Origin of the sequence: Streptomonospora nanhaiensis (genome assembly GCF_026642255.1) — a bacterium.
Classification (GTDB): domain Bacteria; phylum Actinomycetota; class Actinomycetes; order Streptosporangiales; family Streptosporangiaceae; genus Nocardiopsis; species Nocardiopsis tropica.
The window spans coordinates 2,043,524-2,061,324 of record NZ_CP113264.1; the positions used below are offsets into that span (position 1 = coordinate 2,043,524).

General features: G+C 74.9%; 16 protein-coding genes. 13 read left to right on the forward strand and 3 right to left on the reverse strand.

From position 1 onward, the window contains the following. Positions 1 to 277 precede the first annotated feature (277 nt). Positions 278 to 796 carry a single-stranded DNA-binding protein gene (locus OUQ99_RS08995; protein WP_346660239.1) on the forward strand — a complete coding sequence of 173 codons (519 nt, stop codon included), beginning with the start codon at positions 278 to 280 and terminating at the stop codon, positions 794 to 796. A gap of 17 nt (positions 797 to 813) precedes the next feature. Here OUQ99_RS08995 and OUQ99_RS09000 read toward each other — a convergent pair whose 3' ends face one another. Next, complete coding sequence (locus OUQ99_RS09000) at positions 814 to 1,821, reverse strand: HAD-IIA family hydrolase (protein WP_267948964.1); 1,008 nt, start codon at positions 1,819 to 1,821, stop codon at positions 814 to 816. 281 nt (positions 1,822 to 2,102) lie between these two features. Here OUQ99_RS09000 and OUQ99_RS09005 point away from each other — a divergent pair, with 281 nt between their 5' ends. Then, positions 2,103 to 3,602, forward strand: coding sequence for a serine hydrolase domain-containing protein (locus OUQ99_RS09005; protein WP_267948965.1), 1,500 nt, complete (start codon positions 2,103 to 2,105; stop codon positions 3,600 to 3,602). Here the strand turns inward: OUQ99_RS09005 and OUQ99_RS09010 are convergent. Further along, a complete protein-coding gene (locus tag OUQ99_RS09010) occupies positions 3,583 to 4,872 on the reverse strand; it encodes a DUF1015 domain-containing protein (RefSeq protein ID WP_267948966.1) in 1,290 nt (429 codons plus the stop codon). The genes OUQ99_RS09005 and OUQ99_RS09010 overlap by 20 nt on opposite strands. A 52-nt stretch (positions 4,873 to 4,924) precedes the next feature. Continuing rightward, a complete protein-coding gene (locus OUQ99_RS09015; RefSeq protein ID WP_267948967.1) occupies positions 4,925 to 5,275 on the reverse strand; it encodes an SCP2 sterol-binding domain-containing protein in 351 nt (116 codons plus the stop codon). Positions 5,276 to 5,470: 195 nt separating this feature from the next. Here OUQ99_RS09015 and OUQ99_RS09020 point away from each other — a divergent pair, with 195 nt between their 5' ends. The 11 genes from OUQ99_RS09020 (at position 5,471) to OUQ99_RS09070 (ending at position 17,710) form a co-directional block, all read left to right on the forward strand. Then, on the forward strand, positions 5,471 to 6,202 hold the full coding sequence (locus tag OUQ99_RS09020; RefSeq protein WP_267948968.1) for a membrane fusogenic activity family protein: 732 nt from the start codon (positions 5,471 to 5,473) through the stop codon (positions 6,200 to 6,202). Positions 6,203 to 6,232: 30 nt separating this feature from the next. Then, complete coding sequence (locus tag OUQ99_RS09025) at positions 6,233 to 6,412, forward strand: hypothetical protein (protein WP_267948969.1); 180 nt, start codon at positions 6,233 to 6,235, stop codon at positions 6,410 to 6,412. A 21-nt stretch (positions 6,413 to 6,433) separates the two neighbouring features. Next, on the forward strand, positions 6,434 to 7,234 hold the full coding sequence (locus OUQ99_RS09030) for a TlyA family RNA methyltransferase (RefSeq protein WP_267948970.1): 801 nt from the start codon (positions 6,434 to 6,436) through the stop codon (positions 7,232 to 7,234). A 111-nt stretch (positions 7,235 to 7,345) separates the two neighbouring features. Then, the gene (locus OUQ99_RS09035) at positions 7,346 to 8,272 is read left to right on the forward strand and encodes an NAD kinase (RefSeq protein WP_267948971.1); all 927 of its coding nucleotides are present in this window, start codon (positions 7,346 to 7,348) and stop codon (positions 8,270 to 8,272) included. A 75-nt stretch (positions 8,273 to 8,347) separates the two neighbouring features. Continuing rightward, positions 8,348 to 10,057, forward strand: a complete 1,710-nt coding sequence (gene recN, locus OUQ99_RS09040) for a DNA repair protein RecN (protein WP_267948972.1) — start codon at positions 8,348 to 8,350, stop codon at positions 10,055 to 10,057. Between the two features lie 207 nt (positions 10,058 to 10,264). Beyond that, entirely contained in the window at positions 10,265 to 11,437 is a 1,173-nt protein-coding gene (gene steA / locus OUQ99_RS09045) for a putative cytokinetic ring protein SteA (protein ID WP_267950316.1), read from the forward strand. Then, a complete protein-coding gene (locus tag OUQ99_RS09050; RefSeq protein ID WP_267948973.1) occupies positions 11,434 to 12,537 on the forward strand; it encodes a copper transporter in 1,104 nt (367 codons plus the stop codon). The genes steA and OUQ99_RS09050 overlap by 4 nt, the downstream gene beginning before the upstream one ends. A gap of 86 nt (positions 12,538 to 12,623) precedes the next feature. Then, positions 12,624 to 13,604, forward strand: a complete 981-nt coding sequence (locus OUQ99_RS09055; protein ID WP_267950317.1) for a hypothetical protein — start codon at positions 12,624 to 12,626, stop codon at positions 13,602 to 13,604. Between the two features lie 10 nt (positions 13,605 to 13,614). Next, positions 13,615 to 15,237, forward strand: a complete 1,623-nt coding sequence (gene murJ / locus OUQ99_RS09060; protein ID WP_267950318.1) for a murein biosynthesis integral membrane protein MurJ — start codon at positions 13,615 to 13,617, stop codon at positions 15,235 to 15,237. Further along, the gene (locus tag OUQ99_RS09065) at positions 15,234 to 16,316 is read left to right on the forward strand and encodes a glycosyltransferase family 4 protein (RefSeq protein WP_267948974.1); all 1,083 of its coding nucleotides are present in this window, start codon (positions 15,234 to 15,236) and stop codon (positions 16,314 to 16,316) included. The genes murJ and OUQ99_RS09065 overlap by 4 nt, the downstream gene beginning before the upstream one ends. 374 nt (positions 16,317 to 16,690) lie before the next feature. Then, positions 16,691 to 17,710 (forward strand): TerC family protein, encoded by a 1,020-nt coding sequence (locus tag OUQ99_RS09070; RefSeq protein WP_267948975.1) that lies wholly within the window; start codon positions 16,691 to 16,693, stop codon positions 17,708 to 17,710. The last annotated feature ends 91 nt before the right edge of the window (positions 17,711 to 17,801 follow it).

Consider the following 17,801-nt stretch of genomic DNA (forward strand, 5'->3'; position numbering starts at 1 on the left):
CAAGGGCGTCATGACAGGTCGGACCGGGGGCGGAGTAGAGGGGCGGGTCGTGCCGGGCCGGCGGGCGTCCGGGGCAGGACCCGCGGCGCGCGGGCCGGTGCGGGTCGCCGAAGGTTGTCCACAGGTTCCGGCGGGGCCTTCCCCGCGGGGGCGGGCCGGGCGATCCTGGAGGTCAGCGCAGACGCCCCGACCAGCCGCGGAGCGCCGGACCCCCGGCGGCCTCCCAGCCCTCCGCCGTGTCGCGCCCCTTCCCCCGCCCACCATCCCAGGAGGACGCATGCGACAGGAGACGGCGGTCGCCCGGCGGCGTGCCGCGGCCCGCCCACCGACCGAACAGCCCGGCACCGCGACAGAACCCCCTCCCGGACCCGGCGCCCGCGCGGTCGACCGCCGTGGGGAGCCGGACCCCTCCGACGGGGCCGGAGCCCGACGCGAGCCGGGCCACCGCAACGAGATCGTGGTCGCGGGGCGTGTCACCGCGGAGCCCCTCGTGCGCGAGCTCCCCAGCGGGGACCGTGTCGCCACCTGGCGGGTCTGCGTGGCCAGGCCGACCGACAGCCGGTACGCCGGCCGGGGGGTCGACTCGATCACCTGCGCCAGCTTCGACCAGGACCTGCACGAGGGGATCCGCGCCTGGAGGCTGGGCGACGTGGTCCAGATGAGCGGGGAGCTGCGCCGCCGTACCTGGCGCGGGCGGGAGGGGGTTCGCAGTGTCTGCGAGGTGGAGGCGAGGACCGCGACGCTGGTCCGCGCGGCCGAATCGGGGCACGGCGGGCGCGAGGAGCCGGGGCGGTGAGGCCGCGGCTCGGGTGCTCACCAGCCCAGGCGGGCCAGAACGCCGCGCGCGGCCGGGCCGCCAGGGTCCACCGTGGCGTCCGCCCACACGGCCGCGCACAGGGCACGGAGGCCGTCCAACCGGTCGCCCGTCCCTTCGATCGCCGGAGCGCCCCCGGTGACGGTCACCGTCCACCCGCCGCAGCGGGCCCCGTGGCCGGTGTGCGCCACCTCCGGGTGCGTGTCGTTCATGCCCGACACGTCCCACGCCAGGTAGGCGGGCCGCTGGTGCGCGGGGGCCGCGAGGACGTCCGCGGGCGCGGTCACCCCGGACAGCACCAGCAGGCCTGCCGCGCCGTGCACGGTGGCCCCCTCGATGTCGGTGTCGAGGCGGTCTCCGACGATGAGCGGGTTGCGGGCGCCGGTACGTCGGATGCCCTCCTCGTGCAGGGGGCGCATCGGCTTTCCGGCGACGACGGGCTCGACCCCGGTGGCGTGCGCGATCACCCGGACGAACGACCCGTTGGCCGGAGTGGCGCCCCACTCGCTGGGCGCGGTGGCGTCGGCGTTGCTGGCCACGTACAGCGCGCCGCGCGCCACCGCGAGCGCCCCCTGGTCGAGCAGGTCCCGGCTCATGCTCCGCGAGTACCCCTGGACCACGGCCACGACCGAGTCCGAGGCCACCGTCACCGGGCGCAGGCCCATCTTCCGGACCGCCTGCCGCAGGCCGGTGTCGCCCACGACGAGGACGTCCGAGCCCGCCGGGTGGCGCTCGCTCACGAGCCTGGCGGCCGCCTCGGCAGAAGTCACCACGTCGTCGGGTGCCGCGGCCACCCCCAACTGCGTGAGGTGTTCGGCGATCCGGGCGGGGGTGCGGCCGGCGTTGTTGGTCACGAACGCCACCTTGGCGCCGGCGGCTCGCGCCTTGCCCACCGCCTCCGGGGCTGCGGGCACCGCGTGCGGGCCGATGTACACGACCCCGTCCAGGTCCAGGAGCATCGCGTCGTAGAGCGTGTTCAGGGGACGGTCTGCGGCGAGCAGGGACATGTCGGGGAACCTGTTCCGTGCGGTGGCGTGGTCGGTGTTCAGGCTATGGCCTGGCCTCCGGCCCCCGTGACCGCGCACCCCCGCAACGGGTGTGCCCTGTGTCGCACGGGGCCGGAGTCGGCCCCCGGCCCCTTTCGGCGGCAGCGGTGGCGGGGGCCCGGCCGGGACGGGCGGTCGCCGCCGTAGGGGGCCGGCCCCACCGGGCGGGTGCGGAGAACCCCAGGTCGGTACTGCGGCCGGCTCCGTGGCGCCGGAGGCGCGCCGGCGAACACCATGGACCCATGTTCAGACTTCCCGCGGCGCTGCTCGCCGCCTCCGTCCTCCTCCTCGCCGGGAATCCGGCCGCCGCGGACACGGCGGACCCCGGGGGAGGGGGGCTGACCCCCGGCGCCGTGGACGCCTACCTGGACGACTACCTGGCGTCCTCGCCGCTGCCCGGCGCCGCGGTCGCCGTCACCCGGGGCGCCGACGTGGTCCACGTCGCGGGGTACGGCACCGACTCCGGGGGCCGGCCGATCACCGCCGACACCCCGATGGGCGTGGCCTCCGTCAGCAAGGCGTTCACCGCCCTGGCGGTCATGCAGCTCGTGGAGGAGGGGGATGTCGGGCTCGACGACCGTGTGGCCGAGCGGCTGCCCGGGTTCACCCTCGCCGACCCGCGCGGCGCGGAGATCACCGTCCGCCAGCTGCTCACCCACACCTCCGGGATGTCCGACACCGCCTTCCGCGAGAAGAGCGAACCCGCCCCCGACGACCTCTCCGGCGCGGTCGCCCGGCTGGCGGGCGCCGGTCTGGCCGCGGAGCCGGGCACGGAGGTGAACTACCACAACCCCAACTACCACGTGGCGGCACGCCTGGTGGAGGCCGTCAGCGGCCTGCCCTTCGGCGAGTTCCTCGAGCAGCGCACGTTCGCGCCCCTGGGCATGGACGACACGGTCACCGTCGACACCGTCGGAGAGGTCTTCGAGGCCGGGGTGGCCAGGGGGCACGTCGGTGTCCTGGGGAACGCCGTCCCCGCCGTCGAACCCGCGAGCTACGTCAACGGCGCCGGGGGCATGGTCACCACCGCCGCGGACATGGCCCGGTGGCTCGTCGCGCAGAACAGCGGGGGCCGGGGCGCGGACGGTGCGCGCATCCTCTCGGAGGAGGGCGTCGCCGCCACCCACGCCCCGCTGGGGGGAGGCGCCGGAGGGGAGCGCAAGGGGCTGGGCTGGGACGTCGGAGAGACACCCGCCGGTGCGCCGATGCTCTCGCACGGCGGCATCCAGTTCACCTACACCGCCCACCAGGCGCTCCTGCCGGAGAGCGGCCACGGGATCGCGGTGATGGCCAACACCGGACTGGGAGGCGCCGACGCCTCGGCGCTGCTCCACGGACTGGTCGCCCTGGCCGACGGTGGCGAGCCGTCGCCTCCCGCCGGACCGTTCCTGCTGGTGGTGGACGCGGTCCTGGCGGGCCTGGCCGTGTCGGCGTGCTTCCTGGCCGTCCGGGGCGTGCGCGGAGCCGGGAGGTGGGCCGCCGCGGCGAGGGAGCGGGCCCGGTGGCGCACCGCGCTCCGGCTGGTACCGGGCCTCGCCGTGGTCTGCGCCGCGGTGGTCCCGCACCGGCTGGTGGCGCTGCTCGCCCAGGGCCGGGACCTCACATGGCTCCAGAGCCTCTACACCGCGCCCACGGCCGTGGTGCTCCTGGTGACCGCCGCGCTGGCCTTCGCCGCGGTGTACGCGGCGCGGGCGGCCGCGCTGGCCCGCCCGCGCCGGCCGCTCAGTCCAGAACCCTCATGACCAGCCCGGTGCGCGGCTTGGGGCCGAACGAGGTGGACTTGCGCGGGGTCAGCTCGCCGCGGTCGGCCACCGCGTACACCTGGCCCACGCCCAGCGCGGGCACGACGACGGCGGTCCCCTTCTCGTGGTGGGCGGCGGCGACCGCCTCGGCGGGGTCGTCGTGCACCATCCGCACCAGGTCCTCCGGGAACTCCCACAGCGGCATGAGCACCTCGTGCAGGACCGCGGTGGGAAGGCGGCGCCACGCGGGGGACCGCTCCGGCATGGCCCGCTCCAGCACACCCTCGTCGAAGCCGTGCGCCAGGTGGGCGTCCCCGTCGGGCGACACCAGCAGGAGGGCGGGGGACTCCGACCCGGCCCGGGCCGCCACCCCGGCCAGGACCTCCGGCGAGGCCGTGCCGAGCGGTTCCACGGTGGCCGCCTCCCGGGCCTCCCGGACCGCCGTGTCGGTGTCCAGGCCGGGCAGCACACGGTGGATGGCCCCCAGGCGGGGAGGGTGGGTGTCGCTGTCGACCAGCAGGGCCAGCCCGTAGCCCCATCCCGGGTCGGGGTACTCCCGGTGGAGGCGGCGGTAGGCGGCGTAGCGGTGGTGCCCGTCGGCGATCAGCGCGGAGCGGCCGGCCAGGTCGGCTGCCACACGCCGCAGCTCACCGGGGTCGGTGAGGGCCCAGAGGCGGTGCTCGGAGCCGTCGCGGGTGCGTGCGGACACCAGTGGGGCCAGCGCCGCCGCGGCCTCGGTCGCGGCGGTCGCGGCCCCGCCGCCGCCCCGGTAGACCAGGAAGATCGGTTCGAGGTTGGCCCGGGCCAGGCCCATCAGGGCGAACCGGTCGCGCACCGGCGGGTCGGCCACGTCCTCGTGCGGGCGCACCGCCGACCCGGCGCCGTCCTCGGGCAGCCGAAGGTTGCCCACCAGGCCGCGCTGGCGCCGGCCGTCCGCCGTGACCTGCTCGTACACGTACAGGGCGGGTTCGCCGTCCAGGGCGAGGACCCCGTCGCCGATCCAGCTGTGCAGGAGGTCGGCGGCGGCGCGGTAGCGGTGCGGCACGGCGCTGTCCGGGTCCTGCCTGCCCAGTTCGTAGGGCAGGGTGACGCGGGCCGCGTTGTGGGGGTCGGACCGCTGGAGCTTCCGCGCCTCCTCGGCGTCGGGGATGTCGTAGGGCGGCGTCAGGAGTCGTGCGAGGTCGAAGTCCCCGTCGATGAACCGGTCCACGTCCGGGTCCGCGTAGCGCAGACCGCGGAAGGGGGCCAGTTCGAGAGCGTGGCGTGGCATCCCAGCAACGTACCCGCCGTGCGGGGGCCGTCGTGTCCGCCCGCGCGCCGGCTCAGAGGAGGCGCCGCAAGCGCAGGAGGTCGCCGACGCTCGCGTCCACCCTGACCCTGCGGCCCAGGAGGGCGCGGGCGGCGTCCAGGCGGTCCTCGGACAGGGCCACCAGGTCGTCGCTGTCGACGGTGACCCGCACCTGCGGTTCCGGGGCCGCGCGGTCGGCGGGCCGGTGGGTGAGGCCGGTCAGGCCCCCGACCGTCAGGCGCATGTCGAAGGCGGTCCCCAGGTCCGGGACCACCACGCTGACGGAGCGCTCGCGGATGTGCTTGCGCCGCTTCTCCTCGGACTCGGAGAGGATGCGCCGGTTGATCTTCTCGATTCCCGCGAGACAGGCGTCGATGCTGCTCATGGCGACATCATGCCCTACCGCGGAGTGCCGGGAATCCTTCTGGGTCCACCGTGACGAATGGGATGGCCTGCCGCGAACGCGTGTCAACGGCGGCCCCGCAGGGGTAGCGTGGGAAGCACCCCCCGCTGCGCAGTGGCCCCTGCTTCCCGGGCCCTTCCCCATTCTCCCGCGGTCCCATCAAGGAGCACCTGAATCATGGTCGTCGACGCGGTACGCACCTATCTCGATGCCGCCAATGGCCTCACCGAACTCTCGCGCAAGCAGGCCGTCGCCGCCGCCAAGACCCTGCTGCGGGCGAACGGCGCCGGAGGCCCCGCCCTCCCCGGGGCGGGAGAGGGCGACACCCCGCCTCCGCGGGTGGGGCAGAGCATCCAGGCGCTGGCGGGCGAGCTCATCGAGACCAGCCAGGCGAACAGGTCGGCCCTCGCCGACCTGGTCCGCGCGGAGGTCGGGCGCCAGCTGGAGCGGATGGACGTGGTCCCGCGCGGTGAGCACGAGCGGCTGGTGCGCCGGGTCGCCGAGCTGGAGCGGCGGCTGGCCGCCCGCCACGCGGTGGAGAGGGCCCTGGCCCCCGAGGCGGCGGGGGCGGCCTCCCCGGTGGCTCCGGCCACCGGTCCCGCCGGACAGGACGCGGACGCGGTCGCCGCCCGCGGACCCGCCGTCCCGCCGGAGACGCAAGGGGCTGCGGGAGGCGGGGTCCCGGAGGTCCGGGAGGCACCCGGAGGCGAGGCTCCCGAGGGTTCCTCCGGCGCCGCTGCCGACGACCGGGACGGGGCCGGGGACCCCGCCGGGGAGGGGGAGGAGGCCGCGCCCGCGGAGGCCGGAGCGGCCGGGACCAAGGCCAGAACCCGGGCCCCTGCCAAGACGGCGCGGGCGCGCTCCACCGCCAAGCGCACCCCCAAGGGCAAGGGCCCCGCGAAGAAGTAGAGTCGGTCGAACGCGATCACCGGGAGAACCATGGACCCCAAGGAACAGGCCGAGGCCGTGGCCGAGCAGACCCTCAGCGGCACCCGGGAGCGCCTGGAATCACTGGGCTCCCGACCCACGTCCGAGCACGTCGCGGTCTTCGACGCCCTGCACCGGGAGCTGTCCGGTGTGCTCGGGGCGCTCGACCAGAACGCGAACACCCCCCGATAACTCTCGGTATCGTAGGTGACCATGGCAAAACGTACTCGGCTCGACGCGGAACTGGTCCGCCGCGGGCACGCACGCTCCCGGGGCCACGCCGCCGAGATCATCGACGGCGGGTTCGTCAAGGTGGCCGGGGTCGTGGCCTCCAAGGCCGCGACCCAGGTGGGCCAGGACCAGCCCATCGTGGTCAGGGCCCCCTCCGACGAACCCCCGTACGTCTCCCGGGGCGCCCACAAGCTCATCGGCGCCCTCGACGCCTTCGCCCTGGACGTCACCGACCGCCGCGCGCTGGACGCCGGCGCCTCCACCGGCGGCTTCACCGACGTGCTGCTCCGCCGTATGGCGGCCCACGTCACCGCGGTCGACGTCGGCTACGGGCAGCTCGCCTGGTCGTTGCGCAGCAACGACCGGGTGCGGGTGATGGAGCGGGTCAACGTCCGCGAGCTCACCCCGGAGCAGATCGGTGAACCGCGCCCGGACCTGGTCGTCGGCGACCTGTCGTTCATCTCCCTGAAACTGGTCCTGGGACCGCTGAAGGACTGCGTGGCGGCCGGTGCGGACTTCGTGCTCATGGTCAAGCCGCAGTTCGAGGTCGGCAGGAACAAGGTCGGCGCGGGGGGAGTGGTCCGCGAGCCCGCGCTGCGCGCCGAGGCGGTCTCCGACGTCGCCGCCCACGCCCTCTCCCTGGGCCTGGGCGTCGTCGGCGTGACCGCGAGCCCGCTCCCCGGGCCCTCCGGAAACGTCGAGTACTTCCTGTGGCTGCGCGCGGGGGCCCCGCCCCTGGACCCGGCCGACCTGGCCCGGGCCGTCGAGGAGGGGCCGAGCTGACGGGCATGGCACCGTGTCTCAGGTGTCCGGTAACGTGACCCGGCCGGGTCAGCGAAGCTCCCGGCCAGTACTCGGGCTCCCCTGTCGGGGAGCGAACGTAAGGGGACGGCGATGACCAGCGGACGCAGTGTTCTCCTGCTGGCCCACACCGGTCGGCCCGCGGCGGTGCGCAGCGCGCAACTGGTCCACGAGAGCCTCAGCCGCGCCGGCCTGACCGTGCGCATGCTCAAGGCCGAGGTCGAGGAGCTGGCCGCGGTGGGCTGTGTGCTCTCCCCGATCGAGGCCGTCGAATCCGCGGACGCGGCCGAGGGGGTGGAGCTGGTCATGGTCCTGGGCGGCGACGGCACCCTGTTGCGGGCCGCCGAGATGGCCCGTCCCGCCGGGGCGCCGCTCCTCGGGGTGAACCTGGGCCACGTGGGCTTCCTCGCCGAGGCCGAGCGCGAGGACCTGGGCGCCACCGTGCGCAGCGTCGTCAACCGCGACTACGACGTCGAGGAGCGCATGACCCTGGAGGTCGCGGTCTTCAACGGGGGGCGCAACAACGGGGCTCCGTCGGTGCGCTCCTGGGCGCTCAACGACGCCACGCTGGAGAAGGGCGAGTCCCGGCGCATCCTGGAGGCCGTCCTGGAGATCGACGGCCGCCCGCTCTCCCGCTGGGCCTGCGACGGGGTGGTGTGCGCCACCCCGACGGGGTCCACGGCGCACGCCTTCTCCGCGGGCGGGCCGGTGGTGTGGCCCGACGTGGAGGCCCTCCTGGTCGTGCCGCTCAGCGCGCACGCCCTGTTCGCCCGGCCCCTGGTCGTGGGGCCGCACGCCACCATCGCCTTCGAGGTGCTTCCGGACACGGCGCCGGGGGTGCTCTGGTGTGATGGACGGCGTATGGTCGAATTGCCCGCGGGGGCACGAATCGAGATCACCCGTGCCGATACGCCGGTCCGGCTGGCCCGGTTGCACCGGGCCCCGTTCACCGACCGCCTGGTGGCCAAGTTCGGCCTTCCGGTCGCGGGTTGGCGCGGGCGGGTCGAGCACGGTCACTGAACGCGGAGTGCGTTCCGGCGCGGCGTTCGCACGAGCGCGCGCGATGAAGTGGAGCCAACCACAGGAGAGGGATCGGTGCTCGAAGAAGTCCGTATCCAGGGACTCGGGGTCATTGACGACGCCGTTTTGGAGTTGTCACCGGGGCTGACCGTCGTCACGGGTGAGACCGGCGCGGGAAAGACCATGGTCGTCACCGGGCTCGGGCTGCTCTTCGGCGGGCGGGCCGACCCCCAGCGCGTACGGCCCGGCGCCGACCGGGCGGTGGTGGAGGGGCGGCTGACCGTCCCCGCCGGCGGCCGTGTGGCCGACCGCGTGCTGGAGGCGGGGGGCGACATCGACGACGACGTCCTCATCCTCACCCGGGCGGTGTCCGCGGAGGGCCGGTCGCGCGCCACGATGGGCGGGCGCTCGGCCCCCGTCAGCCTGCTCGCCTACCTCGCCGACGACCTGGTGGCGGTCCACGGGCAGTCGGACCAGCAGCGGCTCCTGCGCGCCGACCGGCAGCGCTCCTCACTGGACCGCTTCGCCGGCGAGCAGCTGGCGAAGGCCGCCAAGCAGTACACCCTGGCCTACCGCCGCCACCGGGAGGTGACCGCGGAGCTCGAGGAGCTGGTCGAGCGGGCGCGCGAGCGCGCCCAGGAGGCCGACATGCTCCGCTTCGGGGTGGAGGAGATCGCCGCGGCCGAGCCCCTGCCCGGCGAGGACGCCGAACTCCTGGCAGAGGAGACGCGCCTGGCGCACGCCGACGGCCTGCGCATGGCGGCGACCACCGCTCACGAGGCCCTGGCGGGGGACCCCGCCTCCGACGTGGAGGTCGACGTGGCCGCGCTGCTCTCCGCGGCCCGCCAGGCGGTGGCCTCCGTCCGCGAGCACGACGCGGAGCTGGCCGCCATCGGCGACCGGCTGGACGAGGCGTCCTACATCCTCACCGACGCGGCCACCGAGCTGGCGTCCTACGCCGAGTCCGTGGACGCCGACCCCGGCCGCCTGGCCCAGGTGCAGGAGCGCCGCGCGCTCCTGACCTCCCTGTCCCGCAAGTACGGCGGGACCACGGACGAGGTGCTGGGCTGGGCCTCGGAGGCGGCCAAGCGGCTGGCGGACCTGGACAACGACGACGAGCGCATCGAGGCCCTGCGCGCCGAGGCCGCCGAGCTGTACGAGGGGCTGGACCGGTGCGCCGCGGAGCTGACGCGCGTCCGCACCGAGGCGGCCGACCGCTTCGGCTCGGCCGTCACCGAGGAGCTGACCGCCCTGGCCATGCCGCACGCCCGCGTGAGCGTGCGGATCACCACGGGCGAGGAGTTCGGCCCGTACGGACGCGACGAGGTCGAGGTCCTGCTGGCCCCGCACCCCAGTTCACCGCCGCTGGCGCTCAACAAGGGCGCCTCCGGCGGTGAGCTCTCCCGGGTGATGCTGGCCATCGAGGTGGTGTTCGCGGGGGCCGACCCGGTGCCGACGTTCGTCTTCGACGAGGTCGACGCGGGGGTGGGCGGCAAGGCCGCGGTGGAGATCGGCCGCCGCCTGGCCAAGCTCGCGCAGCGCTCCCAGGTCATCGTCGTCACCCACCTCCCGCAGGTCGCGGCGTTCGCGGACGCGCACCTGGTGGTGGAGAAGTCGACCGAGGGCCTGGTCACGGAGAGCGGCGTGGTGCGGTTGGACCGCGCGGGCCGGGTCCGCGAGCTGTCGCGGATGCTCGCCGGCCTGGAGGACTCCGAGCTGGGCCGCGCCCACGCAGAGGAGCTGCTCACCAACGCCGCTCCGGAGCGCGCCTACCCCGCCGCCTGAGCGGGAGCCCCGGGACCCGCGGGGCGGATGTGTGACGCGGGCCCGTTCCCGGGTAGGGCGGTGGCAGGCCGCCGTCGACGTCCCCGTTGGGGTGGTGACGGCGGTCCTGCCCGAACACGCCGATCTCCCAGGTGTTATGACTTACCGTAGTCGCGTTCTGACAGTATGCCAGCGATGAAGGTAACGGATGCGCTCAGCGCCACAGTCATGCGGTTCCGCCGCTCCCGGGCGGACGCTCCCACAGGGCTGGTCGCGCCCGTCCGCTCGGACCGCCGCACCAAGAACCTGACCAAACGCCTCCGCCCCGGCGACATCGCCGTCATCGACCACGTCGACCTGGACCGGGTCAGCGCCGAGGCGCTGGTCGGCTGCGGGGTCTCGGCGGTGCTCAACGTCGCCAAGAGCATCAGCGGCCGCTACCCCAACCAGGGGCCGGAGATGATCGTCACGGCGGGCATCCCCCTCGTCGACGACGTCGACCCCGAGGTCTTCACCCGGGTCCGCGACGGCGAGCGGCTCCGGTTGGAGGGCGCCACCCTGTACCGCGGCGACGAGGCGCTCGCCCGCGGGACCCTCCAGGACGCGGGGACCGTCAGCGCCGCCATGGCCGAGGCCCGCGCCGGGCTCGCCACACAGCTGGAGGCGTTCGCGGCCAACACCATGGCCTACCTCCAGCACGAGCGGGACCTGCTCCTGGACGGTATCGGCATCCCCGACATCGAGACCGACATGGAGGGGCGCCACGTCCTCATCGTGGTCCGCGGCTACCACTACCGCGAGGACATCGCCGCCCTGCGCCCCTACATCCGCGAGTTCAGACCCGTCATCATCGCCGTGGACGGCGGCGCGGACGCGGTCATGGAGGGCGGCTACCGGCCCGACATCATCGTCGGCGACTTCGACTCGGTGTCGGACCAGGCCCTGGCGAGCGGCGCCGAACTCGTCGTGCACGCCTACCGGGACGGCCGGGCCCCCGGCCTCCCCCGGCTCACCGACCTCGGCTACGACGCGGTGGTCTTCCCGGCGACCGGCACCAGCGAGGACGTGGCGATGATGCTGGCCGACGGTTCGGGCGCCGCCCTCATCGTGGCGGTGGGCACGCACGCCACCCTGGAGGAGTTCCTCGACAAGGGCCGTTCGGGCATGGCCAGCACCTTCCTGACCAGGCTCAGGGTGGGCGGGAAGCTCGTCGACGCCAAGGGCGTCAGCCGCCTGTACCGCTCGCGCATCTCGCCCTGGGCGCTGCTCGGGCTGGTCGCCGCCTGTCTGCTCACCATCGTGGTCGCCGCCTACAGCTCACCGGCGGGACAGGTCTACCTCACCTTTCTCGCGGCGCGCTGGGACGTGTTCTCCTACTGGCTGACGGGACTGCTGACGTGATCGATTTCCGCTACCACCTGGTGTCCATAGTCGCGGTGTTCCTCGCACTCACCGTGGGGCTGGTCCTGGGGACCACCATGCTCCAGGACCCCCTGCTGAACACACTCCAGTCCGAGACCGCGGACCTGCGCGGCCAGAGCGAGGACCTGCGCTCCGAGCGCGACGTCGCGGACAAGGTCAACGCCGGGGCCGACGAGATGGCCGAGGCCGTGTCCTCGGACATGCTCGACGGCCGCCTCACCGGCCTGGGCGTGGTCGTGGTGACGGCCCCGGGGGCGAACCCCGAGGTGGCCGACGGGCTCGCCGCACGGGTCGAGGAGGCGGGCGGCGAGGTCGTCGGCCGGGTCGCGGTCACCGACGCCCTCGTGGACGCGGGCAACGCCACCTTCGTCGACGAGCTGTCGATCCAGGTCTCCCAGGACCCCGACGGCCTGACCGGAGGACCCTACGACAAGGCGGGCACGGAGCTCGGGCGCGCCCTGGCTTCCGCCGGCGGGGCGGGGTCCGGCGACGGGGACGCGGAGGGCGCCGGACGGGCGACGGAGGACCCGCGGGAGGCGGAGGAGACCCCCGGAGGGGGTGGCTCCCACGACGCCGAGGCCGTCCTGGACGCCTTCTCCGAGGGCGGTCTGGTCCAGGTCGAGGGCGACCCCGCCGTGTCCGCCGACGCCCTGGTCGTCCTCGCGCCGGCGGCGGGGTCCTCCGACGGGGCCGACCGGGAGGCCGTCAACGCGGTGCTCACCACCGTCACCACCGCCCTGCACCGGGAGGTCGGCGCCGCCGTCCTCGCCGGCGACGTGCCGTCCTCCCGCGGTGACGGGATGCTCGCCCAGGCCCGTGCGGCCGAGCCGGAGTTCGCCACCGCGGACGTGACCGGGCGCCCCATGGGCGACATCATCGCCGTTCTGGCCCTGGCCGAGAACCTGGAGGGGGGCGCCGGGGCGTACGGGATCGGTGAGGGGGTCCGGGGGTTCCTGCCCGACCCGCTGCCCGCCGCCCGCGAGGCGGACGACGCGGCGTCCGGCGCCGCGGAGGAGGCGGCGACCGGCGGGAGGGGCGGCGCCGACGAGTCCCGCCGCACCGTCAGGGAGGGGGAGTGACACCCGTGCCCTCCCACGCCGTGCGCGCGGCCGCGGTCGCGCATGCCGGCTGCGGGCGCCGGCCCGTCCCGCCGCCCCTCCGCTCCCTGGCGCAGGGCCTGGCGGGCGCCGTGGTCGGCGCGGCCGCCGCCCGGGCCGCCTACGCCGTGCTCACCCTGCCCGAGCGCGCCTGCGCCCCCGCCGGGACGGGGGCGCAGGGCGCGACCGGCACGGCTCCCGGAGACCCCCGGGCGGAGGGCTCCGCGGGGGCACCCGGGGCGGACGCCCCCTCCGCCTGGCTGCGCCGCAACTTCCGGGGCCGCGTCGTCACCCTCCAGGAGGGACCGGCCCTGGCCTCGGGGGTGTGCGCCGCCAGCCTCCTCGTCCCCGGGCCGGCGCCGCGGGTGCGCGCCGCGTCCGCCCTCGCCGCGGCGGGGGCCGCCGCGTTCGGGGCCTACGACGACCTCTCGGGCAACGGCCAGGCCCGCGGCCTGCGCGGACACCTGGCCGCGCTCGCGCGCGGAGAGGTCACCACCGGCCTGGTCAAGATGGTCGGCATCGGCGCCACCGGGGTCGCCGCCGCCTCCCTGCTGCGCCGCGGGCCGGTGGACACCCTGGTGGACGGCGCGCTCATCGCGGCCGGCGCCAACCTGGTCAACCTGTTCGACCTGCGCCCCGGCCGCGCCGCCAAGTTCGCCCTCCTCGCCGCGGCGCCGGCCCTGGCCTCGCCCGCGGCGCCCCTGCTCGGCCCGGTGGTGGGCGCCTGTTCCGCGCTGCTCCCCGACGAGCTGGCCGAACGCTCCATGCTTGGCGACGCGGGGGCCAACGCCCTGGGCGCGGCCCTCGGGGCCGCCGCCGTCGCGCAGGCGCCGCGCCCGGTGCGCCTGGCGCTGTTCGGCGCGGTGGCCGCACTGACCCTGGCCAGCGAGGTGACCAGTTTCTCCCGTGTCATCGACCGCGTCCCGGCCCTGCGCCGCCTCGACCAGTGGGGCAGGAGCCCCGTCCGCAGGACGGCCGCCGGAGGGGCGGAGGACGACGGGCGTGCCGGTGCTCCGGGCGAAGGGCGCCCGGTGGGGAGGTGCGCGTGAGGTGTCCGCGGTGTCCCGCGCCGTCCACGGCGTGACGAGCGGTGTCGGCGCGGCGGCGGCGCTCATCGCGGTGGCCACCGTGGGGGCGCGCCTGGCGGGGTTCGGCCGCACGGTGGTCTTCTCGCAGACCGTCGGCGACACCTGCCTGGGCACCGCGTACGTCACCGCGAACCAGATCCCCGCCGTCCTGTTCGAGATCGTCATCGGTGGGGCGCTCACGGCCGTGGTCGTCCCCGTCATGGCCTCGGCCGCCGCCCGCGGCGACCACGACCAGGTGCGCCGCACCGCGTCCGCGCTCATCACCTGGGTGCTGCTCCTGTCCGTCCCGCTGTCCGTCCTGCTCGCCCTCGCGGCGCCCCCGGTGATGGCGCTGATGCTCGGAGCCGGAGCCGGCTGCGACGGGGAGGCACTGCTCGCCCTGTCCTCCCGCATGCTCGTGGTCTTCGCACCCCAGATCGTCTTCTACGGGCTGGCCTCGGTCCTGTACGGCGTCCTCCAGGCGCACCGCAGGTTCCTGGCGCCCGCACTGGCGCCGCTGCTGTCCAGCCTCGTGGTGATCGCCGCCTGCCTGGCCTTCGTGCCGTTGGGCGGCGGCCACCGCCAGGACGTCGCGGGCCTGCCGGCCGCGGCGGAGCTCACCCTGTCGCTCGGCACCACCGCGGGGGCGGCGGCCCTGTTCCTGACGGTGCTCGGCCCCGCCGCGCGGCTGAGGACGGGGCCCCGGCCGCGCCTGACGTTCCCCGCCGGGGTGGGGGAGCGGGTGCGCTCCCTGGCGGCGGCGTCACTGCTGCCGCTGGTGGCCATGCAGGTGTGCCTCCTGCTGTCGGTGGCGCTGGCCAACTGGGGTGGGGGCGCGGGGGCGGCCGTGCTCTACACCTACGCGTGGGCCCTGTTCACCCTCCCGTACGGGGTGATCGCGGTCCCCATCGCGACGAGCGCCTTCACCGCCCTCGCCGTGGCCCACGCCGAACACGACCGGGAGGGGTTCGCCGCGCTCGCCGCCGGAGGCGCCCGCGCCTGTGTGGTGGCCACAGCCGGGGTGGGCACCGCGCTGGCGGCCGCCGCCGCCCCGGTGGCCGGGGTCTTCGCCCAGCAGGATCCGCAGACCCTCGAGCGCGCCCTGCTGGCCTACGCTCCGGGTGTGGTGGGCTTCGGCCTGGTCGCCCTGCTCAGCCGGGCCCTGTACGCGTCCCACCACGGACGTTCCGCCGCCGCGGCCCAGGTGGTGGGATGGCTCGTGGTGACGGTGTGCGCCGCGGTTCTGGTGTGGCTGCTCCCCCCGGGATGGTCGATCGCCGGACTGGGCGCGGCCAGCACGGTCGGCCTGACCCTGGCCGCCGTACTGCTCTGCGCGGGCGTGGCGCGCGCGCACGGCCGCGGCGCCCTGGCGGGTGTGGCGCGCTCGGTGCTGGCCGCCGCCCTCGGCGGCGGCGCCGGATGGGTGGCGGGCCGTGCGGTCGCCGGGCTCCTGCCCGCCGACGGGGTGTGGCAGTCGGCGGGGGCGGCCGCCTCGGCGGGCGCCGCGGGGCTGGTGGTCTACGCGGCGGTCGCGGCCCTGGCGGACCGTGCCGCCGTGCGGGCCGTCGCCGACCGGGCCAGGACCGTACTCGAACGCAGGAGGGGGAAGCGGTGAACGGCAGGATCGCGCTGGTCGTCGGTACCAGCACAGGAGGCGTCGGCCGCCACGTCCGCTCACTGGGCGCGGGACTGCGCGCCCGCGGGTACCGGGTGGCGGTGCTCGGCCCGGCCGAGGCCGAGCAGGAGTTCGGGTTCACCTCGGAGGGCCTGCGCTTCTCCCCTGTGCCCATCGGCCCCGCGCCCTCGGCGGGGGACCCCGGCGCGGTGCTGCTCCTGCGCTCGCTGACGCGCGGCGCGGACGTGGTCCACGCGCACGGGATGCGCGCCGGGGCCCTCTGCGCGCTGGCGGGCGCCCGGCCGCTGGTGGTGACGGCGCACAACGCGCCGCCGCCGGTCGGGGGCCTCCTGGCCCTGGCCTACCCCCTTCTGGAACGGATCGTGGCCCACCGCGCGGACGCGGTGCTGGGGGTGTCCGGCGACCTGGTGCGGCGGATGCGCGCGCTCGGGGCGCGGGAGGCCCGCCTCGCCGTGGTGGCCGCGCCGGAGACGGGGACGCCGCTGAACGGGCGCGAGGCCACGCGCGCCGACCTGGCGGTCCTTCCCGAGCGCCCCCTGCTGCTGACCATCGGCCGGCTCGCGGAACAGAAGGGGCTGCACATGCTCCTGGACGCGGCGCCCTCCATCGCCGACCGCAGCCCGGAGCCGGTGATCGCGATCGCCGGGGACGGCCCCCTCTGGGGCCGCCTGCACGACACGGCGGCCGAGATGGACGCCGACGTGCGCATGCTCGGCCACCGCTCGGACGTGGCCGACCTCCTCGCCGCCGCGGACGTGTTCTGTCTCACCAGCCGGTGGGAGGGGCCGTCGCTGGTGATCATGGAGGCGCTGCGGGCGGGGCTCCCCGTGGTCTCCACCCGGGTCGGGGGGATCCCCGACCTGTACGCGGGGACGGTGCTGATGGTGCCGCCGGGGGACACGGAGGCGTTCGCGGCAGCGGTGGGGCGGGTCCTGGACGACCCCGTGCTGGCCGCGGACCTGCGGACCCGTGCACGGGAGACCGCGCGGACGCTGCCGAGCGAGGAGGACGCGGTGGAGGCCGCCGCCGCCGTCTACAAGTCGGTGCTCCGCCGCTGATCCGCGGGGCGCCGGGGGCGGGGCGGGGCGCGGCAGGATCCCCCGGGCCGGGGGACGGGGACCCCTACCCGGGGGCCTGACCCATGTGTCCCGGAGGAGCGATGAATACCACCGCCGCCGCCTCTTCCCGGGAGGGGCCGGAGATGCCATCCTGATCCGTGGGTCCGAAGGTGTGTCACGGAGTGCGCACGACCGGTACCCTTGGTTTCACGTGAGGGGAGTATCCCTGTCGCGGCGGTGTCGTCATCACGGAGTACAGAGTCGTTCTCCCGGTGCCGTCGGTTCACGTCCTCAGGACGTGAGCGGGAGAGACCTCCGGTAGTTCGACGTGCGTGCACACTGCTCGCGCGCACCAACCGGAGGAGAATCCGTCCGTGGACGTTCCCATGTGGGTGTGGGCTGCGACGATCGGTGGAATGATCGCCATCCTGGTGATCGACCTGGCCATCGTCGACCACCCCTGGAGCAAGAACAAGGGTCCCCAGGAGTTCGGGATCAAGCAGGCCGCCTGGTGGGCGGTCTTCTACATCGGCATCGCCATCCTCTTCGGTCTCGGGGTCTGGTACTTCGGCGGCGGTTCGGCCGGCGCGGAGTACTTCGCGGGCTTCGTCACCGAGAAGAGCCTGAGCATCGACAACCTCTTCGTGTTCTACCTCATCCTGAGCTCCTTCGCGGTGCCCAGGAAGTACCAGCACGAGGTCCTGCTCGTCGGCATCGTCATCGCGATCGTCATGCGCGGCATCTTCATCGCCCTCGGCGCCCAGGTGATCAACGCCTGGAGCGAGGTGTTCTACCTCTTCGGCGCCTTCCTGATCTACACCGGTTACAAGATCGTCCGTGACCACATGAAGGGCGACGAGGAGGAGAAGGACTTCACGCAGACCCCCGTGGTCCGCCTGGTCAAGCGCTTCTGGCCGGTCAGCAGCGACTACCACGGCGCCAAGCTGACCGTGAAGCTCGACGGCAAGCGCCACGTCACCCCGATGCTCCTGGTCATCCTCGCGATCGGCGTCATCGACCTGGTCTTCGCGGTCGACTCCATCCCGGCGATCTTCGGCCTGACCCAGGACACCTACATCGTCTTCACCGCCAACGCCTTCGCCCTGCTGGGCCTGCGCCAGCTGTACTTCCTGCTGGCCGGCCTGATGGACCGCCTGGCCTACATCAGCTGGGGCCTGTCGGCGATCATGGTCTTCATCGGCGTGAAGATGATCTTCCACGCGCTGCACGAGAACGGCATCCACATCGTCGACATCGGCATCGGCACCTCGCTGACCGTGATCCTCGGCATCATGACGATCACCATCGTCGGAAGCCTCGTCAAGTCCAGGATCGACGAGCGCAACAAGCCCGCCGTCGAGGAGGAGAAGGACGTTCCGGTCGACAGGTCCTGATCCCGGGCGGGCGGCCTCCGGGCGGCCCGCGGACATCCTGCGGAACGGCCTTTTTCGAACAGCTGTTCGTCTATAGTGGTGGTGTCCTGGC

Coding starts and splice junctions, on each gene's coding strand:
- OUQ99_RS09005 (WP_267948965.1), top strand. CDS start 2,103: ATGTTCAGACTTCCCGCGGCGCTGCTCGCCGCCTCCGTCCTCCTCCTC.
- OUQ99_RS09025 (WP_267948969.1), top strand. CDS start 6,233: ATGGACCCCAAGGAACAGGCCGAGGCCGTGGCCGAGCAGACCCTCAGC.
- OUQ99_RS09030 (WP_267948970.1), top strand. CDS start 6,434: ATGGCAAAACGTACTCGGCTCGACGCGGAACTGGTCCGCCGCGGGCAC.
- OUQ99_RS09015 (WP_267948967.1), bottom strand. CDS start 5,275: ATGAGCAGCATCGACGCCTGTCTCGCGGGAATCGAGAAGATCAACCGG.
- OUQ99_RS08995 (WP_346660239.1), top strand. CDS start 278: ATGCGACAGGAGACGGCGGTCGCCCGGCGGCGTGCCGCGGCCCGCCCA.
- OUQ99_RS09000 (WP_267948964.1), bottom strand. CDS start 1,821: ATGTCCCTGCTCGCCGCAGACCGTCCCCTGAACACGCTCTACGACGCG.
- steA (WP_267950316.1), top strand. CDS start 10,265: ATGCGGTTCCGCCGCTCCCGGGCGGACGCTCCCACAGGGCTGGTCGCG.
- OUQ99_RS09020 (WP_267948968.1), top strand. CDS start 5,471: ATGGTCGTCGACGCGGTACGCACCTATCTCGATGCCGCCAATGGCCTC.
- OUQ99_RS09035 (WP_267948971.1), top strand. CDS start 7,346: ATGACCAGCGGACGCAGTGTTCTCCTGCTGGCCCACACCGGTCGGCCC.
- OUQ99_RS09010 (WP_267948966.1), bottom strand. CDS start 4,872: ATGCCACGCCACGCTCTCGAACTGGCCCCCTTCCGCGGTCTGCGCTAC.